Origin of the sequence: Amycolatopsis sp. lyj-84, from assembly GCF_046549075.1 — a bacterium.
Lineage (GTDB): Bacteria > Actinomycetota > Actinomycetes > Mycobacteriales > Pseudonocardiaceae > Amycolatopsis.
The window spans coordinates 456574-470600 of sequence record NZ_JAJPWO010000003.1 but is presented as its reverse complement, the minus strand read 5'-3'; the positions used below and the strand labels follow the sequence as shown (position 1 = coordinate 470600).

The following is a 14027-nucleotide window of genomic DNA, read 5'->3' as shown; positions in this document are numbered from 1 at the left end:
CGTAGGGAAGGAGGCCTTCACGGACTTGAGAAAAACCCCTACTCCAGCACGCGTGCCGGTGCGGGTGCGAGTGCGGAGGAGTCGGCGGTACCGGGCAGCCGGTCGAAGGCCTCCGGATCGATGTACTCGACAGCGCCCGTGCTCACGTCCCGCAGCATGTTGTACAGCCCCGCCATCACCGCGCGCGTGAAGTGCTCCCGGTGCTGTTGCCCGAGCGTCTGCGTCTGGCCGCGCACCTCGAACAGCACCGTCCCCGTCCCGTTCAAGGCGAACGCACACCGCGCCTGCCCCGGCAGATCGCGATCCGGCGCATGCGGATAGCGCGCCCCGACGAACCCGCGCGACGTCATCCCGTTGAATCCGCTGATCGCCAGCTGCCGCGATTCGTCCTTTGTGTACACATCGCGGTACTTCGCGTATTTCTGGCCGGGCTCGAAGAACTTGTCGGGCAGCGGCGGGTAGTCGATGCCGACGTCGAGGAACCGGTTGCTGCCCTCCTGCCGGACGCACGCGCCTTGATGGTGCAGATCGACGTACACGTCAGGCACCTTCCCGCGCCGCGCGGTCAACTCGACGTACACCGAACGCAGCGCCCGCGCCTCGGGCGTGATGAACCAGCCCGGTTCGTCCGGCGCACCGGGGAAGTCCTCCGCGCGCGGGACGTAGTTCAGGTCCGGGTTGAAGTCGCGGTTGACGTCGAACCCGGGACGCTTCCGGTAGTCGTCACCCTGGAGGACGTCGCTCAGGTAGTTCCAGGCGGGCGGCCGGTCCTTGAGTTGCGGGAACCGCTGCTGGACCTCGGCCCACGACAGGTCGTTGCCGCGCCGGTCGAGTTCGGCGCCGTCCGGGTTCAGTTTCGGCACCGCGACGAACGTGATGGTCTTCCGCAGCCGCTCGGCGTCCCGCGACTCCGACGTACCGAGGTAGTCGAGGATGCGCAGCAGCGCGTCGGTGCCGGTCTTCTCGTTCCCGTGGATCTCGCTGGAGACCACGAAGACCTTCGGCCCGGTCCCGACGCTCGCCTGGTGGATCACCCGCCCGCGAGTGGACCGCCCGACCTCCTTGACCGCCACCCGCCCCTTGCTCACGCGCTCGAGCCTGCCGAGTTCCCGCACCATCTCGCGATAGTCGGTGAACTCGTTGATGGGCAGCTCCCGCGGTTCCTCACTGCAAGCCTGGGCGGGCGCCGCCACCGCGGCGGGCACGCTGACGAGCGGGAGCACCGCCAGGCCCACCATCACGGGAACCAACCGACCGAACACCGACATCGTGAACTCCCCACTGTCGAAGGTGTTCACAACGTAGCGAGGACGCAGTCGAAAGGGCCAGGAAAACGAAACGGGGCCGGCCCACGAACGTGGACCGGCCCCGTGACAGCCGAACTACTTCACCGCGTCCAGAGCGTTGACGCGGCCGTGGCCGTAGTACGAGTTGTCCTTCGCCGGGCCTTCACAGACCGGCGCAGCGGTGCCGCAAGCGATCGTGTCGGCCTGGTGCTCCAGCAGCCACCTCAGCGCGACGGGCGGAGCGTGGCGGTAGCGGGACGCGAGCAGCGCGGCGACACCGGCGGCGTGCGGGGACGCCATCGAGGTGCCGCACTTGGTGCCGTAGGCGCCGTTGAAGATCGTCGACAGCGGGCAACCGGCGCCCTGGCCGGTGGGCGGCAGCTGGGCGCGGTCGCCACCGGGAGCGGTGACCGAAACGTCGTTGCCGTAGTTGCTGTACGACGACTTCGAGCCCGCGTAGCCGATGGCCGAGACGTTGACGACGCCGTCGATGGCCTTCGGCAGGATGCCGCAGCTCTTATCGACCGGGTGCGGCCGGTTCGGGTCCACGGTCTGCTTGTCCGGGTCGAAGCCGCTGTTGCCGGCTGCGGCGACGTTCAGGACACCGCGGCCGGTCGAGTAGGTCACCGCGCGGCGGACGGCCTCGTACGCGGCCGCGTCACCCGGCTCCTTCGAGCAGTAGAACATGCCCGGGTCGATGTAGTAGCTGTTGTTCGTCACCGGGAAGCGGTGCTTCGCGGCCCACATGAACCCGCAGACGGCGGCTTCGGGGAGGATCAGGCCGTCGTCGTTCACGACCTTCACCGAGGCCAGCTTGACGCCGGGCGCGATGCCGGTGAAGCCGCGCGCGGTGTCCTTGCCCGCGATCGTGCCCGCGACGTGCGTGCCGTGGTCGGAGGTCGTCGGCGCCCAGGCGGCGGGCGTGGTGTCGGGGGCGCCCGTGTTGCAGCCCGCGGACGTCTTCGGGTCCAGGGCCGCCTTCAGCGCGGGGTGGGTGGGCTCGATGCCCGAGTCCAGCACGCCGACGGTCACCGAGCGGCTGCCACCGGAGACCTTGTTGGCCTCGGGAGCCTGGATCGCCCGCATGTCCCACTGCTGCGCCGACAGGTCCTCTTCGGCGGCGACGCTGGTGGTCTCTTCGTTCTCCTTGGTGTCGACCACGGCGGAGCGGGTCGACCTGGCCGAGGCCGCCGGCGGGAACGCCACGTCACGGCCGCCCGAGTAGGCGCGGAAAACGCCGATCTTCGCCTGGAAGTCGGCGTTGCGCGAGGTCGCCACCGCGACCCCGATCTCCGGGTAGTACGCCACCTTCTCGCCGCACTTGGCGCGCAGCTCGGTGTCGACCTTGCGCTCCGGGGTACGCGGGTTGTAGAGCACCACGTAGTTGAACGGCGCGCTCGCGGTGTCGCACTGCGGTGCGGGCGCGGCACTCGCCGACGGGGCCGCGAAGACACTTCCCGCCGCCGCCGCGACGAGCGCGGGGACGAGCAGGCGTCTGATCCGGGACATTCCACCTCCATGATTCGGTGAGGTGAACGTTAGGGAGCCGACGCCGGGCCCACCACCGTCAAAAGGACGACAAACCCGATCAGGCGTCAGCCTTTTCCGCGTCCCGTGACTTGGCGCCACGAAGCGTGCGCAGACCGATCAAACCGATGATGGTGCCGAGCACGAACGAGACGACCGTCAACACCGCGTGCACGATGAAGTACGCGGTGGGCGAGCCGTCGGCGGCCCAGGCGCGGTCGCTGTCCCAGAGGTTCTTGGCGAACGTGATCCAGATGATCCACGACCACACGCCGAAACCCAGCAGGAACATCGAAGTACCTCGCGAAATGCGCATGCCCCTGAGTATGAACCGGGCCTGGCGACGCTACATTGCTCGGGTGCACAGCGCTATCTCCCGGTCGCTCATGGTCCTCGTTTCCGGTGTGCTCGCCCTCGCGGTGACGCCGGTGGCCACAGCCGCGCCGAAGCCACCAGCCCAGGCGCAGCCGTGCGCGAACAAGACGACGCCTCCCGCGCCCATCGACACCTCCGAGAAGCCGCGCCCCGGCGAGGTCGTGCCGGAGCCGTTGCCGGTTCCGCCGGTCCCGGTGGGTGGCGACCGGATGGCCGAATGCGGGCTCGTGCTCCCGAAGCGCGCGCTGAACCCGCCCGAGGGATCCACCGCCGCGTCCTGGGTGCTGCAGGACCTCGAAACCGGCGACATCATCGCGGCGAAGGATCCGCACGCCCGGCAGCGGCCGGCGTCGCTGATCAAAACCCTGCTCGGGCTGGTCGTGGTCACCGAACTTCCGCCGAACAAGGTCATCACCCCGACCAAGGAGGACGCCGAGCAGGAGTGCACCTGTGTCGGCATCGCCGCCGGCGGTCAGTACACAGTGGACCAACTGCTGCACGGGCTGCTGATGCATTCCGGCAACGACGCGGCGCACGCGCTCTCCACCGTGCTCGGCGGTGTCGACGCCACCCTCGCGAAGATGAACGCGTTGGCGCTCCGCATCGGTGCCACGGACACGCGGGCCGCGACGCCGTCCGGGCTAGACGGCCCCGGCATGTCGACCTCGGCCTACGACATGAGCCTGATCTTCCACCACGCGATGAAACAGCCGGAATTCGCGAAGGTGGTCAAGACCAAGAGCTTCGAAATCCCGCCCACCGCGGGAAAGCCGGTCATCACGGTCTACAACGACAACAAGCTCCTCGGCGTTTATCCCGGATTCCTCGGCGGAAAGACCGGTTTCACCGACGACTCGCGCCACACCTACGTCGGCGGCGCTCTCCAGAACGGCCACCGGGTCGCGGTCGTGATGCTCCGCGCCGAGCAGCGTCCGACGCGGGTCACCGAACAGGCCGCGAAACTTCTCGACTACGGCATCGCGCTGCGCGAGGCCAAAGCCGAATCGGTCGGGCGGATCGACTACAAACCGGCGGAAGCCGTGAACCCGGAAGTGGCCAAACCCGCTCCGAACGGTGACGGCACGTCGAACAGCGGCGCCGCCGCCGCGGCGGAAGACCCGTTCGGAGTGACGGGCTGGATCATCACCCTGGTCGTCTTCCTGATCATCGTGGCTTCGTTCGTCATCGGTCACCAGCGCAAAAAGGCGTTGTCCGGGAACTGAACGGCCCGGAACGTGAAATCGGCGGACAGCGACGGCTCCGGCCGCTAACCTTTCGGTCTCCACCTGCGAGCCGTTCGGGGGACGGCCATGGGTGTCCCCGATTTCACGTACTCATTTCCGAGGTGTTTTCTCCATGCAGAGACTCGCGTTCCTGTTCATCCTGCTCGGTTTCGGCTCGGTCGCGCTGACCTACACCGACCGTCAGTTCGTCCTGCTGATGTGGGCCGAGGACTACCAGCCGGTGCTCGGCATCGTCGTCGGCGTTCTCGGCATCGCCCTGCTCGTCGCGGGCCTCGTCCGCAAGAACAAGGCAGCGCAGGCCGAGCCGGCGCCCGTCGCCCAGCAGGTTCCGCAGCAGCCCGGCCAGTAGCCGGTCAGGACTTCCGGCGGCCGAGCCAGCCCAAAAGCGCTCCGGTCGCGAAAGCCCCGCCGACGGCACCGAGCCCCGGCCCCTGCTGGACGGTCACCCTCGGGTGAATGGACACGGGGGCCGGCGGCTCGATGACCGTCGACATGTTCTCCTTCGCCGTCGCCGTCCACGCGGTGACGAACAGTAGGAACCGCGAAACCAGGTTCGCGAAAACCAGCAGGCCGATCACCGGGCCGAACAAGGTGAACGCCGGTGACTTCGTGACGCTGCCGAGGTAGAGGGTCGCGCCCTGCTGGAGCACGATGAACCCCACGGCGGCGAAGATCGCGCCCTTGACCGCGCTGCGCAGCGCGACGTGCTCGCGCGGAAGCCTCGCGATGACCCACAGGAACACCAGTGTGTTCGCGAGCAGACCGAGCAGGATCGTCGCGACCTTCAGCAGGAACACGGCCCAACCTTGGTCCTGCAGGCCGACCAGTTCGAGCAGGAACCGCCCGATGCCGCTGCCCGCCGCGGTGAGACCGAACGAGACCACCAGCGCGACACCGAGCCCGACCAGCGACAGCAGATCCTTGATCGTCGTCGAAACCAGCGGCAGCTGCTTCTTTTCCTGACCCCATTGGGCGGTCAGCGCGTCACGCAGGTTCGTCATCCAGCCGACGCCGGAGTACAGCGCGAGCACCAGACCGAAGATCCCGATACCGCCGCCGGACTTCAGCGCCGCGCCGACGATGCCGCCGACCAGATCGCGCAGACCGTCGGGCACCGATTTGTTGATGCCGTCGGTGATCTGGTTGAGCACCGTCTGATCGCCGGCGACGACCAGCCCGATGACCGCGAAGGCGACCATCAGGATCGGGATCACCGAAAGCACGCTGAAGTAGGTGATGGCCGCGGCGTAGTGGTTGCCGTAGCGCTCGGTGAAGGCGTCGTTCGCCCGGATGAGGTGATCGAGCCAGCCGTACTTCCGCCTCAAGCGCGGTAGCAGCTTGTCCTCGTCCGGCTTCGCGCCGTCATCTTTCGCCACCTGTTGACGCTAACCACGCCCACCGCGGCGCGCAGCGCGAATCAGCCTGCCGGGGGAAGGAATCCGATGTTCTCGTAGACGTTCCGCAAAGTCACCGAAGCGACTTCCCGTGCCCGCTGTGCTCCGAGGGCCAGCGCCTTGTCGAGCTCGGCGACGTCGTCCATGTAGGACTGGACGCGTTCCTGGACCGGAGTGACCCAGTCGACGAACGCCTCGGCGACGCCCTTCTTCAGGTCGCCGTAGCCCTTGCCCTCGAAGGCGGTTTCGAGTTCGGCGACCGGCTGTTCGGTCAGCGCGGAGAGGATCGTCAGCAGGTTGGAGACGCCCGGCTTGTTCTCGGTGTCGAAGACGATCTCGCGGCCGGTGTCGGTGACCGCCGAGCGGACCTTCTTCGCCGACTTCTTCGGGTCTTCGAGCAGCTCGATGAGGCCGTTGCCGGTCGACGAGGACTTGCTCATCTTCGCGGTCGGCTCCTGCAGGTCGTAGATCTTCGCCGTGTCCTTGACGATATGCGGCTCCGGCACGGTGAACGTCTTGCCGTAGCGGTTGTTGAACCGCTGCGCGAGGTTGCGCGTCAGCTCCAGGTGCTGCCGCTGGTCCTCGCCGACGGGGACCTCGTTCGCCTGGTACAGCAGGATGTCCGCGGCCTGCAGGACCGGGTAGGTGAACAGGCCGACGCTGGCGCGATCCGTGCCCTGTTTCGCGGCCTTGTCCTTGAACTGCGTCATCCGGCTCGCCTCGCCGAACCCGGTCTGGCACTCCAGCACCCAGCTCAGCTGGGCGTGCTCGGGCACCTGGCTCTGGACGAACAGCGCGCTGCGGGCCGGATCGACGCCGAGTGCGAGCAGCTGCGCGGCCGAGCGGCGCGTGCGGTCCCGCAGCACCTTCGGGTCCTGCTCGACGGTGATCGCGTGCAGGTCGACGACCATGTAGAAGGTGTCATGGGTGTCCTGCAGCCGCACCCATTGCCGCAGCGCACCCAGGTAGTTGCCCAGGTGGAACGAGTCGGCGGTCGGCTGGATCCCGGAGAGCACCCGCGGGCGCTTCAGTTCGTCGGACACGCCCGGATTCTCTCAGGCCACGCCGCGGCGGGTCATCCGGCCTCGCCCCGGCCGAAAGGTCTAAACGGTTAAACGCCACATACTTCCGACGGTTCTGGGCGCGGTGTCCGATTCCTAGCGTTCATGGCACCGGATCTTCCGGCCACACCGAAGGAGAACCCAGATGAAGGCACGATCCCTGCTGATGGGCTTGGCCATCGCGGCTGCGGCCGTGTTCACCCTCCCCGGCGTCGCGACGGCGGCCGAGCCCACCGGCGGCGTCCAGCCGAACATCGTCGGCGGCGGCAACGCGACGCAGGTCTATTCGTTCATGGTGTCCCAGCAGTCGAGCGGCGGCGGGCATCAGTGTGGTGGGTCATTGATCAGCTCGACCTGGGTGGTCACCGCGAAGCACTGCGGCACGCCGTACCAGGTGCGGGTCGGAACCACGAACCGCACCAGCGGCGGCACCGTGGCCCGCGTGGCCCAGCGGATCGCCCACCCGAGCGCCGACCTGGCGCTGCTGCGTCTCTCGACGGCGGTTTCGCAGGCGCCGGTCACGATCGCTGACGCGTCCGGGGCCGTCGGCACCGCGACGCGGATCATCGGCTGGGGCCAGACCTGCGCCCCGCAGGGCGGCTGTGGTGCCCCGGTCACCCTGCAGCAGCTGGACACCTCGATCGTCGCCGACAACCGTTGTCTCGGGATCAGCGGCGCGAGCGAGATCTGCACCAACAACCCCGGCGGGAACAAGGGCGCCTGCTACGGCGACTCTGGCGGCCCGCAGGTGAAGCAGGTCAACGGTGTCTGGCAGCTGGTCGGCGCCACGAGCCGCGCCGGGAACAACAGCAGCACCTGCGCGACCGGGCCGTCGATCTACGTGGACGTCCCCTACTTCCGCAGCTGGATCCGCACCAACTCCGGAGTCTGACCCGGCCCCCGCGTCGCCCCACCGCCCCCTGGGGCGACGCGGTCCCAGCCGGTTCAGCAAGGAACCGTGCGGAAGTTCGAAAAGCCGCTCCAGCAGCGCGACCGCCTTCAGGGAGTCGCACCGCTCGGGGCGGCTTCTTCCTGTCCGCCAGTAGCTCAGGGTCGCGACACTGACCTTGACGCCCTGCTGGGCGAGCCGGTGCCGGATCCGGTCGAGTCCAAGGCCGCTGTCGGTGATCGCCCGGTCCAAGGCACGCGGAAAGGGGTCACCGGGCCGGCTGCGACGCCGCGTCACCGTCATGCACCCGAGCGTGGCGATCAGCGAGCGCCTAAACAATCCGGGCCGGACTAGGTGCCCCTACTCAACAAATCCAGCGCGTCGCCTTTAGCAGGCTAATCGCGATCTACCGGGCTCCGCGCCGACCTGCGTTTAGCGGGCTAAACGCGATCCGGGAGCCGGTGGCGCACCCGCGGGCGGACTCGCCTTTAGCGGGCTAAACGCGATCCGCAACGAGACCGGCGCCAGGTCGACTTTCGCGGGCTAATCGCGATCCGGCGGGCGTGTCGCGTTTAGCGGGCTAAACGCGATCCGCAAACGAGAAGACGCAGGTCAGGGACGCTGCGGGCGGGCGAGGGCATCGCGCTCGCCGAGGACGGCCTCGGCCATCGCGGCGACACCCGGGCCGGTGGGCTGGACGGGAACGGGGGCGGCATTGGCCGCGGCGCGAGCCTTCCGGCGCTGCCGGAACACCCCGAACGCCATGCCGACGATGCCGAGCGCGACGGCGATCAGGCCGACCGGGCCCAAGAGACCGAACGCCATCTCCGAGCGCGACGTCGACTCAGCGGCCGACGCTGGCACAGCGCCCGCGACGAGCAGCGCGGCCGGGACCGCGATGACCGCCGCCACCCTGGCCGAGGCCAGGGCCGACCGCATCAGGAGATGAACTGGGTTCCGCACCGGAGTGCCTCCCGTGACGTGACTTTGCTGAACCGGAACGCTAACCCGAAAGAGTGAGCATTTCCAGGTTGCTGGTCAAAAAACTACCGAGCGTGTCAAGACCTGTGGGTTCTGATCAACTCGGGGCACGAGACTAGCCCCTCACAGGGGGGATCTTTCGAGCACCCCTCGTCTCAGAGTTGCCATGCCCCGAAACGGTTTCTGACAAAACCGGACAGGGTTAGGCCGTTCGGATGTCGCCACAGGGCCGAACAGGGACTATCCGACTTTCACCGGTTGGTTTCTTGTCCGCAATGGTCTATACCTGTTGGCCATACCCCTTAAAAGGTATAGACCAATCTCCCTGCATGGTCCCCTCGTACGAAGGAGCCACCGATGTCTCTTCGACGCATTCTCGCGGCGGTCGCCGCCACCTTCGCCGCCACCACGGTCGCCGTGGTCGTCCCGGCCCAGTCCGCCTCCGCCGCGGACTGCGTGGCACCGTGGAACGCGAGCTCGGTCTACTGGGGTGGCAACACCGCCTCCCACAACGGGCACAACTGGTCCGCGAAGTGGTGGACGCAGAACGAAACCCCAGGTACGGCGCAGGTATGGGCCGATCAGGGCACCTGTGGCGGCGGCGGGCAGCACCCGTCCGGTTTCGTGGTCAGCGAAGCCCAGTTCAACCAGATGTTCCCGAGCCGGAACTCCTTCTACACCTACAACGGCCTGGTCACCGCCCTCAGCGCGTACCCGGCCTTCGCGGGCACCGGCAGCGATACCGTCAAGAAGCAGGAGGCGGCGGCCTTCCTGGCGAACGTCAGCCACGAGACCGGCGGCCTGGTCCACGTCGTCGAGCAGAACCAGGCCAACTACCCGCACTACTGCGACACGAGCCAGTCCTACGGCTGCCCGGCGGGCAACGCCGCGTACTACGGCCGCGGCCCGATCCAGCTGAGCTGGAACTTCAACTACAAGGCCGCCGGCGACGCGCTGGGCCTGCCGCTGTTGACCAACCCGTGGCTGGTGCAGAACGACGCGGCGGTCGCCTGGAAGACCGGCATCTGGTACTGGATGACGCAGAACGGACCCGGCACGATGACCCCGCACGACGCGATGGTCAACAGCCGCGGCTTCGGCGAGACCATCCGCAGCATCAACGGGAGCCTCGAGTGCAACGGCGGCAACCCCGGCCAGGTCCAGAGCCGCGTGAGCAAGTACCAGCAGTTCACCGGGATCCTCGGCGTCAACCCCGGTGGCAACCTGTCCTGCTGACCCACCCGAAGAGCTGAAGGGGCCATTCACCGCATGCGATGCGGCGAAGGGCCCCTTCGTCACTCAAGGGAGTTCAGCAGCCGCCGCAACGAGGCATCCAGGACGTCGAGATCCTCGCCCAGCGGCGAAAGCAGCTTCGCGACGTTCGCGGTGTGCTCGGTCATCGCGGCGTCGACGACCTCGAACCCGCGCTCGGTCAGCGTGACCCGGAAACTGCGCCGGTCCTCGGGGTCGAGCGCACGCTCGACCAGCCCCGCCGACTCGAGCCGGTCGATCCGGCTGGTCATCCCGGCCCTGGACATCATCAGCGTCGCGGACAGCTCGGACGGGATGAGCGTGTACGGCTTCCCCGACCGCCTGAGCGCCGCGAGCACGTCGAACTCCCCCTGCTTCAAGCCGTGTTTCGCGAACACGGCCTCCACCATCGGCGTGGTCAGCAGTACCGCGCGGCCGAGCCGCCCGGCGACCCCGATCGCGGTCAAGTCCAGTTCCGGTCGCTCGCGCCGCCAGGCGCCGACCACCGCGTCGATCGCGTCGGCGTTTCGCACTTCGTTCACGGGCGCAGTCTATTCGACGGGAGATAGTTTGACAGCGAACTATCAGCAGTGGAACTATCCGGGTATGACTCAGCGCATCGAAACCCGCGAACCCGTCCTCGTCCGCGCCGGCGAAGCCGAGACCGTCGGCGCGGCCCCCACACTCGTCACGCTGCTCGCCGACGTCTCGACCACAGGCGGAGTGATGAGCAGTGCGAGAACACAACTAGGCGTCGGCGCAGATGGAGCGGCGCCGCACTACCACACCGGCTCGTCCGAGATGTTCTTCATACTCGGCGGAAAGCTGGAAGTCCTTGTGGGAGAAGAGATCGTCACCGTTTCCGAGGGCGACATGCTCGTCGTCCCACCGCTGACCACGCACGCTTTCCGCGCGGCTGCGGACTCCTCGGCGGACGTGCTGATCGTGTTCGTCCCCGGCGTGGAACGGTTCGACTACTTCCGGCTTCTGGAGAAGGTCGGACACGGCGAGGCGACTGTCCAAGATCTCTTGGACAGCCAGGAAAAATTCGACAACCACTTCACCGAGAGTCCAGTGTGGACGGAAAGCGCGAAGGCCCGTCAGTAGCCGCGCGGCGGGTATCCCGGCGGCGGTCCGTACGGCCCGGGCGGCGGATATCCGGGCTGGTACGGCTGCTGGCCGTACTGCGGCGGAGGCGGATATTGCTGCGGGTGACCGGGATTCTGCGGCGGATACGGCTGCTGCGGATACTGGGGCTGCTGCGGTGGTGGCGCGGCGGGCTGCCCGCCACCGAGGTGGAACGGCAGCATCGAAACCAGCTGCGCGAGCCTGCCCAGCGTCGCGAGCACGTCCTCCGGTTTGGTCCGGCCGAACGTCGGATTCTCGACGTAGACCAGTTCCGCCCCCACCAGCGACCACGTGTGCAGCTTCGACGACCGCATCAGGCCGGCGACCTGCGGCGTGAGCACCTGGACCGCGACGTTCGGATCCGTGTCGATCAGCTTGTACCAGCGGTTGAACTTCCGGTCCGCCGTGGCGGGCTCGGGATACTGCTCGACGTCCCAAGCGGATTCGATACTCGACACGATCTGGAAATTCGGCATCGGCGCGGGCAGGGTGATCACCCAGACCGAGTCGATCGAGAGCGTGTCGAGTTCGTTGACCTTCTTGTTCGTCCACCGGGTGTGCACGCTCGTGACCGTCGGGCGGCGGTGGTAGTCGAAGACGTTGAACCGCAGCCCTTGGTAGGCACCGCTCAGCGCGCCGAACGCGATCCGCTTGTCCCCGCGCTGGTTGAACGGCAGCACCGTCCAGCGTTCCAGGAGGTTCGGCGCGTCCGGGCTGAACTCCCACCCGTACTGACCGGACATCGCGTAGCGCTCGGCGTTCGTCGCCTCGATCCGCTTGGCTTCGTTCGTTTCCAACACAGCCCCCGATTTCTTCGTGTGTCAGCCGGAGCAGGCCGCCGTCACGAGGGGGCGGTGCATCGTTCGGACCTACGCATCCTGCAACCGCCGCAGAACGTCGATCAAGCCAGGAAGCCTCTCAGTGAGTACCTGCCACACCAAGGCGTCGTCAACCGTCGCGTATCCATGGATGAGGATATTGCGAAATGCGACGATACGCCCGAGGTCGGGCACTTGCGCCGCAAGACCGCTATCCAACTTGGACAGCTGGTTCAGCGCCTCACCGATGATCTCGAACTGACGCTCAACCGCCGAGCGCAGCATGGCGTTCGATCGATAGCTGTCGAAGTCCTCGCCCTCGCTGAACTCTCTCAGCAGTTCCGCTGCCCTGGATGCATCCCAAAGGTAAGCGCGAGCGTCACGCCGCATAGAGAAGCTCCCGGGTCTCCAGTACCTGTTGCTTGAAGTAAGGATTGCGGATGCTGGTCACACTGACGAGGTCGACCGGCCGGTCCAATATCCGCTCGAGGCCTTCCTTCAGATCGAAATACGTACCGAAGTAGTCGAACCCCGGCCCCGCGTCGAACTCGACGAGCACGTCGACATCGCTTGACACCGAGTCGAACCTGTCACTCACGGCGGAGCCGAACAAATCGAGGCGGCTCACCGAGTGTGTCCGGCAAAGCTCCTCGATTTCGCGCTTCTTGAGTTCGATCGACTCGTGCACGACCTCCACCTCCTGAGCCTGATTGTGCCTGACCTGATCTCTCAGGTCACGGCGAACGCTCAGTCCCTGTAGGTCGCGGTCACCGGCGCGTGATCCGACCAGCGCTGGTCGTAGGACTCGGCGCGCTCGACCACGACGGAGGTGCACCGCTCGGCGAGGCCGGGGGTGGCGATCTGGCAGTCGATGCGCCAGCCCGAGTCGTTGTCGAACGCCTTCCCGCGGTACGACCACCAGGTGTACGGGCCGGGGCCTTCCGGATCGAGTTTGCGCTGCACGTCGACGTAACCGGCCTCGGTGAACACGCGGCCGAGCCACTCCCGCTCCTCCGGCAGGAAGCCCGAGCTCTTCTGGTTCCCTCGCCAGTTCTTCAGGTCGATGTTCTCGTAGGCGATGTTCCAGTCACCAACGACGACCACCTCACGGCCGCCGGCCGCCGCCTTGGCGCGCAGGTCGACGAGATACGGCAGGAACGCCGCCATGAAGCGTTCCTTCTCGTCCTGGCGCGGAGTACCGACATCGCCGCTGGGCAGGTACAGGCTCGCGACCACGACGTTCGGCAGGTGGATCTCGGCGTAGCGGCCGCTGTCCTCGAATTCGGGCTCGCCGAAACCGATGCGGACCTCGTCCGGCTCGGCCCGGCTGAAGAGCATGACGCCGTTGCGCCCCTTCTGCGCCGAGGGCGCGTGCACCACGTGCCAGCCTTCGGGCGCGGCGGCACCGGCCGGGAGCTCCTTGAGCTCGGCCCGGACCTCCTGGCAGGCGACGACGTCGGCCTTGGTGGAGCCGAGCCACTCGATGAAGCCCTTTTTCGCGGCGGCGCGGAGGCCGTTGACATTCACAGTGGAGACGGTCAGCACCCTCCGCACGCTACTCGGAGGGTCCGACAGATTCGTCAGGGGTTGAGCCGCGCGGAGAGATCCCGTTCGTAGCGGTCCGAGATCTTCCGCAGCGACGGGCCCATGGTGAACTCCAGCAACCGCAGGAATCCGTGCGTCTCGATGACGACGTCGCAGATCACCTCGGTCCCGGTGCCGGTGCTCTTGAGATGCCAGGCGCCCGACACGGTGACCGGGCCCGGATCCAGCGTGCGGAACGCGACCTCGGCTGGCTTGTCGGCGCGGGTCAACTCGACTTCGCTGTCGATTTCCTTGCCTCGCGGTTTCACCCGCTGGTGGTACTTCGCCCCCGGCGCGCCGCCCTCTCCGGACGCGAGCGAGCACGACACGACGTCGAAGCGCCATTCCGGCTGGTTGGTGAAGTCGGCGAGATAGGCGTAGACCTCGTCGATCGGCTTCGGGGTGACGACCCGGCTCTGGACCTGCTTCATGACGGACCTCCGGTCACGAAGTCGCCGGAAAGCGCGCGCCGTTACCGCGCGGGTTCTG

At 67.3% G+C, this 14027-nt stretch carries 17 protein-coding genes; 5 read left to right on the top strand and 12 right to left on the bottom strand.

The features are described from left to right. Positions 1-38: 38 nt before the first annotated feature. The 3 genes from ACLJRM_RS12430 to ACLJRM_RS12420 all read right to left on the bottom strand — a co-directional run bounded on the left by ACLJRM_RS12430 (position 39) and on the right by ACLJRM_RS12420 (position 3129). A complete protein-coding gene (locus ACLJRM_RS12430; RefSeq protein WP_410663049.1) occupies positions 39-1268 on the bottom strand; it encodes a M14 family zinc carboxypeptidase in 1230 nt (409 codons plus the stop codon). A 114-nt stretch (positions 1269-1382) separates the two neighbouring features. Continuing rightward, positions 1383-2795 (bottom strand): S8 family peptidase, encoded by a 1413-nt coding sequence (locus tag ACLJRM_RS12425; protein ID WP_410663048.1) that lies wholly within the window; start codon positions 2793-2795, stop codon positions 1383-1385. A gap of 79 nt (positions 2796-2874) precedes the next feature. Then, on the bottom strand, positions 2875-3129 hold the full coding sequence (locus ACLJRM_RS12420; protein ID WP_026467335.1) for an SCO4848 family membrane protein: 255 nt from the start codon (positions 3127-3129) through the stop codon (positions 2875-2877). A 43-nt stretch (positions 3130-3172) separates the two neighbouring features. Here ACLJRM_RS12420 and ACLJRM_RS12415 point away from each other — a divergent pair, with 43 nt between their 5' ends. Continuing rightward, positions 3173-4411: a D-alanyl-D-alanine carboxypeptidase family protein gene (locus tag ACLJRM_RS12415; RefSeq protein ID WP_168214494.1), complete on the top strand. Its 1239-nt coding sequence runs from the start codon at positions 3173-3175 to the stop codon at positions 4409-4411. 133 nt (positions 4412-4544) lie between these two features. After that, positions 4545-4781, top strand: a complete 237-nt coding sequence (locus tag ACLJRM_RS12410) for a hypothetical protein (RefSeq protein ID WP_101612299.1) — start codon at positions 4545-4547, stop codon at positions 4779-4781. 4 nt (positions 4782-4785) lie between these two features. Here ACLJRM_RS12410 and ACLJRM_RS12405 read toward each other — a convergent pair whose 3' ends face one another. Beyond that, positions 4786-5808: a YhjD/YihY/BrkB family envelope integrity protein gene (locus ACLJRM_RS12405; protein WP_101612298.1), complete on the bottom strand. Its 1023-nt coding sequence runs from the start codon at positions 5806-5808 to the stop codon at positions 4786-4788. Positions 5809-5849: 41 nt separating this feature from the next. After that, positions 5850-6869 (bottom strand): tryptophan--tRNA ligase, encoded by a 1020-nt coding sequence (trpS, locus tag ACLJRM_RS12400; protein WP_101612297.1) that lies wholly within the window; start codon positions 6867-6869, stop codon positions 5850-5852. 163 nt (positions 6870-7032) lie between these two features. Between trpS and ACLJRM_RS12395 the strand changes: the two genes are divergently transcribed. Beyond that, positions 7033-7779, top strand: coding sequence for a S1 family peptidase (locus tag ACLJRM_RS12395; protein ID WP_101612296.1), 747 nt, complete (start codon positions 7033-7035; stop codon positions 7777-7779). Positions 7780-8388: 609 nt separating this feature from the next. On the opposite strand, the gene ACLJRM_RS12390 is transcribed toward ACLJRM_RS12395, so the two are convergent. Next, entirely contained in the window at positions 8389-8715 is a 327-nt protein-coding gene (locus tag ACLJRM_RS12390; RefSeq protein ID WP_410663183.1) for a hypothetical protein, read from the bottom strand. A gap of 399 nt (positions 8716-9114) precedes the next feature. On the opposite strand from ACLJRM_RS12390, the gene ACLJRM_RS12385 reads away from it, so the two are divergent. Next, entirely contained in the window at positions 9115-9993 is an 879-nt protein-coding gene (locus ACLJRM_RS12385; protein ID WP_101612294.1) for a glycoside hydrolase family 19 protein, read from the top strand. Positions 9994-10052: 59 nt separating this feature from the next. Here the strand turns inward: ACLJRM_RS12385 and ACLJRM_RS12380 are convergent, their stop codons facing one another. Beyond that, positions 10053-10550: a MarR family winged helix-turn-helix transcriptional regulator gene (locus tag ACLJRM_RS12380; protein ID WP_410663047.1), complete on the bottom strand. Its 498-nt coding sequence runs from the start codon at positions 10548-10550 to the stop codon at positions 10053-10055. A 64-nt stretch (positions 10551-10614) separates the two neighbouring features. Here ACLJRM_RS12380 and ACLJRM_RS12375 point away from each other — a divergent pair, with 64 nt between their 5' ends. Then, on the top strand, positions 10615-11115 hold the full coding sequence (locus tag ACLJRM_RS12375; RefSeq protein WP_410663046.1) for a cupin domain-containing protein: 501 nt from the start codon (positions 10615-10617) through the stop codon (positions 11113-11115). Here ACLJRM_RS12375 and ACLJRM_RS12370 read toward each other — a convergent pair. The 5 genes from ACLJRM_RS12370 to ACLJRM_RS12350 form a co-directional block, all read right to left on the bottom strand. Then, positions 11109-11936: a hypothetical protein gene (locus ACLJRM_RS12370; RefSeq protein WP_410663045.1), complete on the bottom strand. Its 828-nt coding sequence runs from the start codon at positions 11934-11936 to the stop codon at positions 11109-11111. The two genes, ACLJRM_RS12375 and ACLJRM_RS12370, sit on opposite strands and share 7 nt — an antisense overlap. Before the next feature lie 69 nt (positions 11937-12005). Next, on the bottom strand, positions 12006-12344 hold the full coding sequence (locus ACLJRM_RS12365) for a DUF86 domain-containing protein (protein ID WP_101612291.1): 339 nt from the start codon (positions 12342-12344) through the stop codon (positions 12006-12008). Next, on the bottom strand, positions 12334-12642 hold the full coding sequence (locus tag ACLJRM_RS12360; RefSeq protein WP_101613723.1) for a nucleotidyltransferase family protein: 309 nt from the start codon (positions 12640-12642) through the stop codon (positions 12334-12336). Before ACLJRM_RS12360 ends, ACLJRM_RS12365 begins: the two co-directional genes overlap by 11 nt. 59 nt (positions 12643-12701) lie before the next feature. After that, the gene (locus tag ACLJRM_RS12355; RefSeq protein WP_101612290.1) at positions 12702-13508 is read right to left on the bottom strand and encodes an exodeoxyribonuclease III; all 807 of its coding nucleotides are present in this window, start codon (positions 13506-13508) and stop codon (positions 12702-12704) included. A 26-nt stretch (positions 13509-13534) separates the two neighbouring features. Further along, complete coding sequence (locus tag ACLJRM_RS12350) at positions 13535-13969, bottom strand: SRPBCC family protein (protein WP_101612289.1); 435 nt, start codon at positions 13967-13969, stop codon at positions 13535-13537. Between the last annotated feature and the right edge of the window lie 58 nt (positions 13970-14027).

What these genes read in the sequence shown, in the direction of transcription:
- ACLJRM_RS12425 (WP_410663048.1), bottom strand. Translation starts at nt 2,795, where the DNA reads ATGTCCCGGATCAGACGCCTGCTCGTCCCCGCGCTCGTCGCGGCGGCG.
- ACLJRM_RS12385 (WP_101612294.1), top strand. Translation starts at nt 9,115, where the DNA reads ATGTCTCTTCGACGCATTCTCGCGGCGGTCGCCGCCACCTTCGCCGCC.
- ACLJRM_RS12390 (WP_410663183.1), bottom strand. Translation starts at nt 8,715, where the DNA reads ATGCGGTCGGCCCTGGCCTCGGCCAGGGTGGCGGCGGTCATCGCGGTC.
- ACLJRM_RS12420 (WP_026467335.1), bottom strand. Translation starts at nt 3,129, where the DNA reads ATGCGCATTTCGCGAGGTACTTCGATGTTCCTGCTGGGTTTCGGCGTG.
- ACLJRM_RS12365 (WP_101612291.1), bottom strand. Translation starts at nt 12,344, where the DNA reads ATGCGGCGTGACGCTCGCGCTTACCTTTGGGATGCATCCAGGGCAGCG.
- ACLJRM_RS12430 (WP_410663049.1), bottom strand. Translation starts at nt 1,268, where the DNA reads ATGTCGGTGTTCGGTCGGTTGGTTCCCGTGATGGTGGGCCTGGCGGTG.
- ACLJRM_RS12350 (WP_101612289.1), bottom strand. Translation starts at nt 13,969, where the DNA reads ATGAAGCAGGTCCAGAGCCGGGTCGTCACCCCGAAGCCGATCGACGAG.
- ACLJRM_RS12375 (WP_410663046.1), top strand. Translation starts at nt 10,615, where the DNA reads ATGACTCAGCGCATCGAAACCCGCGAACCCGTCCTCGTCCGCGCCGGC.
- ACLJRM_RS12395 (WP_101612296.1), top strand. Translation starts at nt 7,033, where the DNA reads ATGAAGGCACGATCCCTGCTGATGGGCTTGGCCATCGCGGCTGCGGCC.
- ACLJRM_RS12410 (WP_101612299.1), top strand. Translation starts at nt 4,545, where the DNA reads ATGCAGAGACTCGCGTTCCTGTTCATCCTGCTCGGTTTCGGCTCGGTC.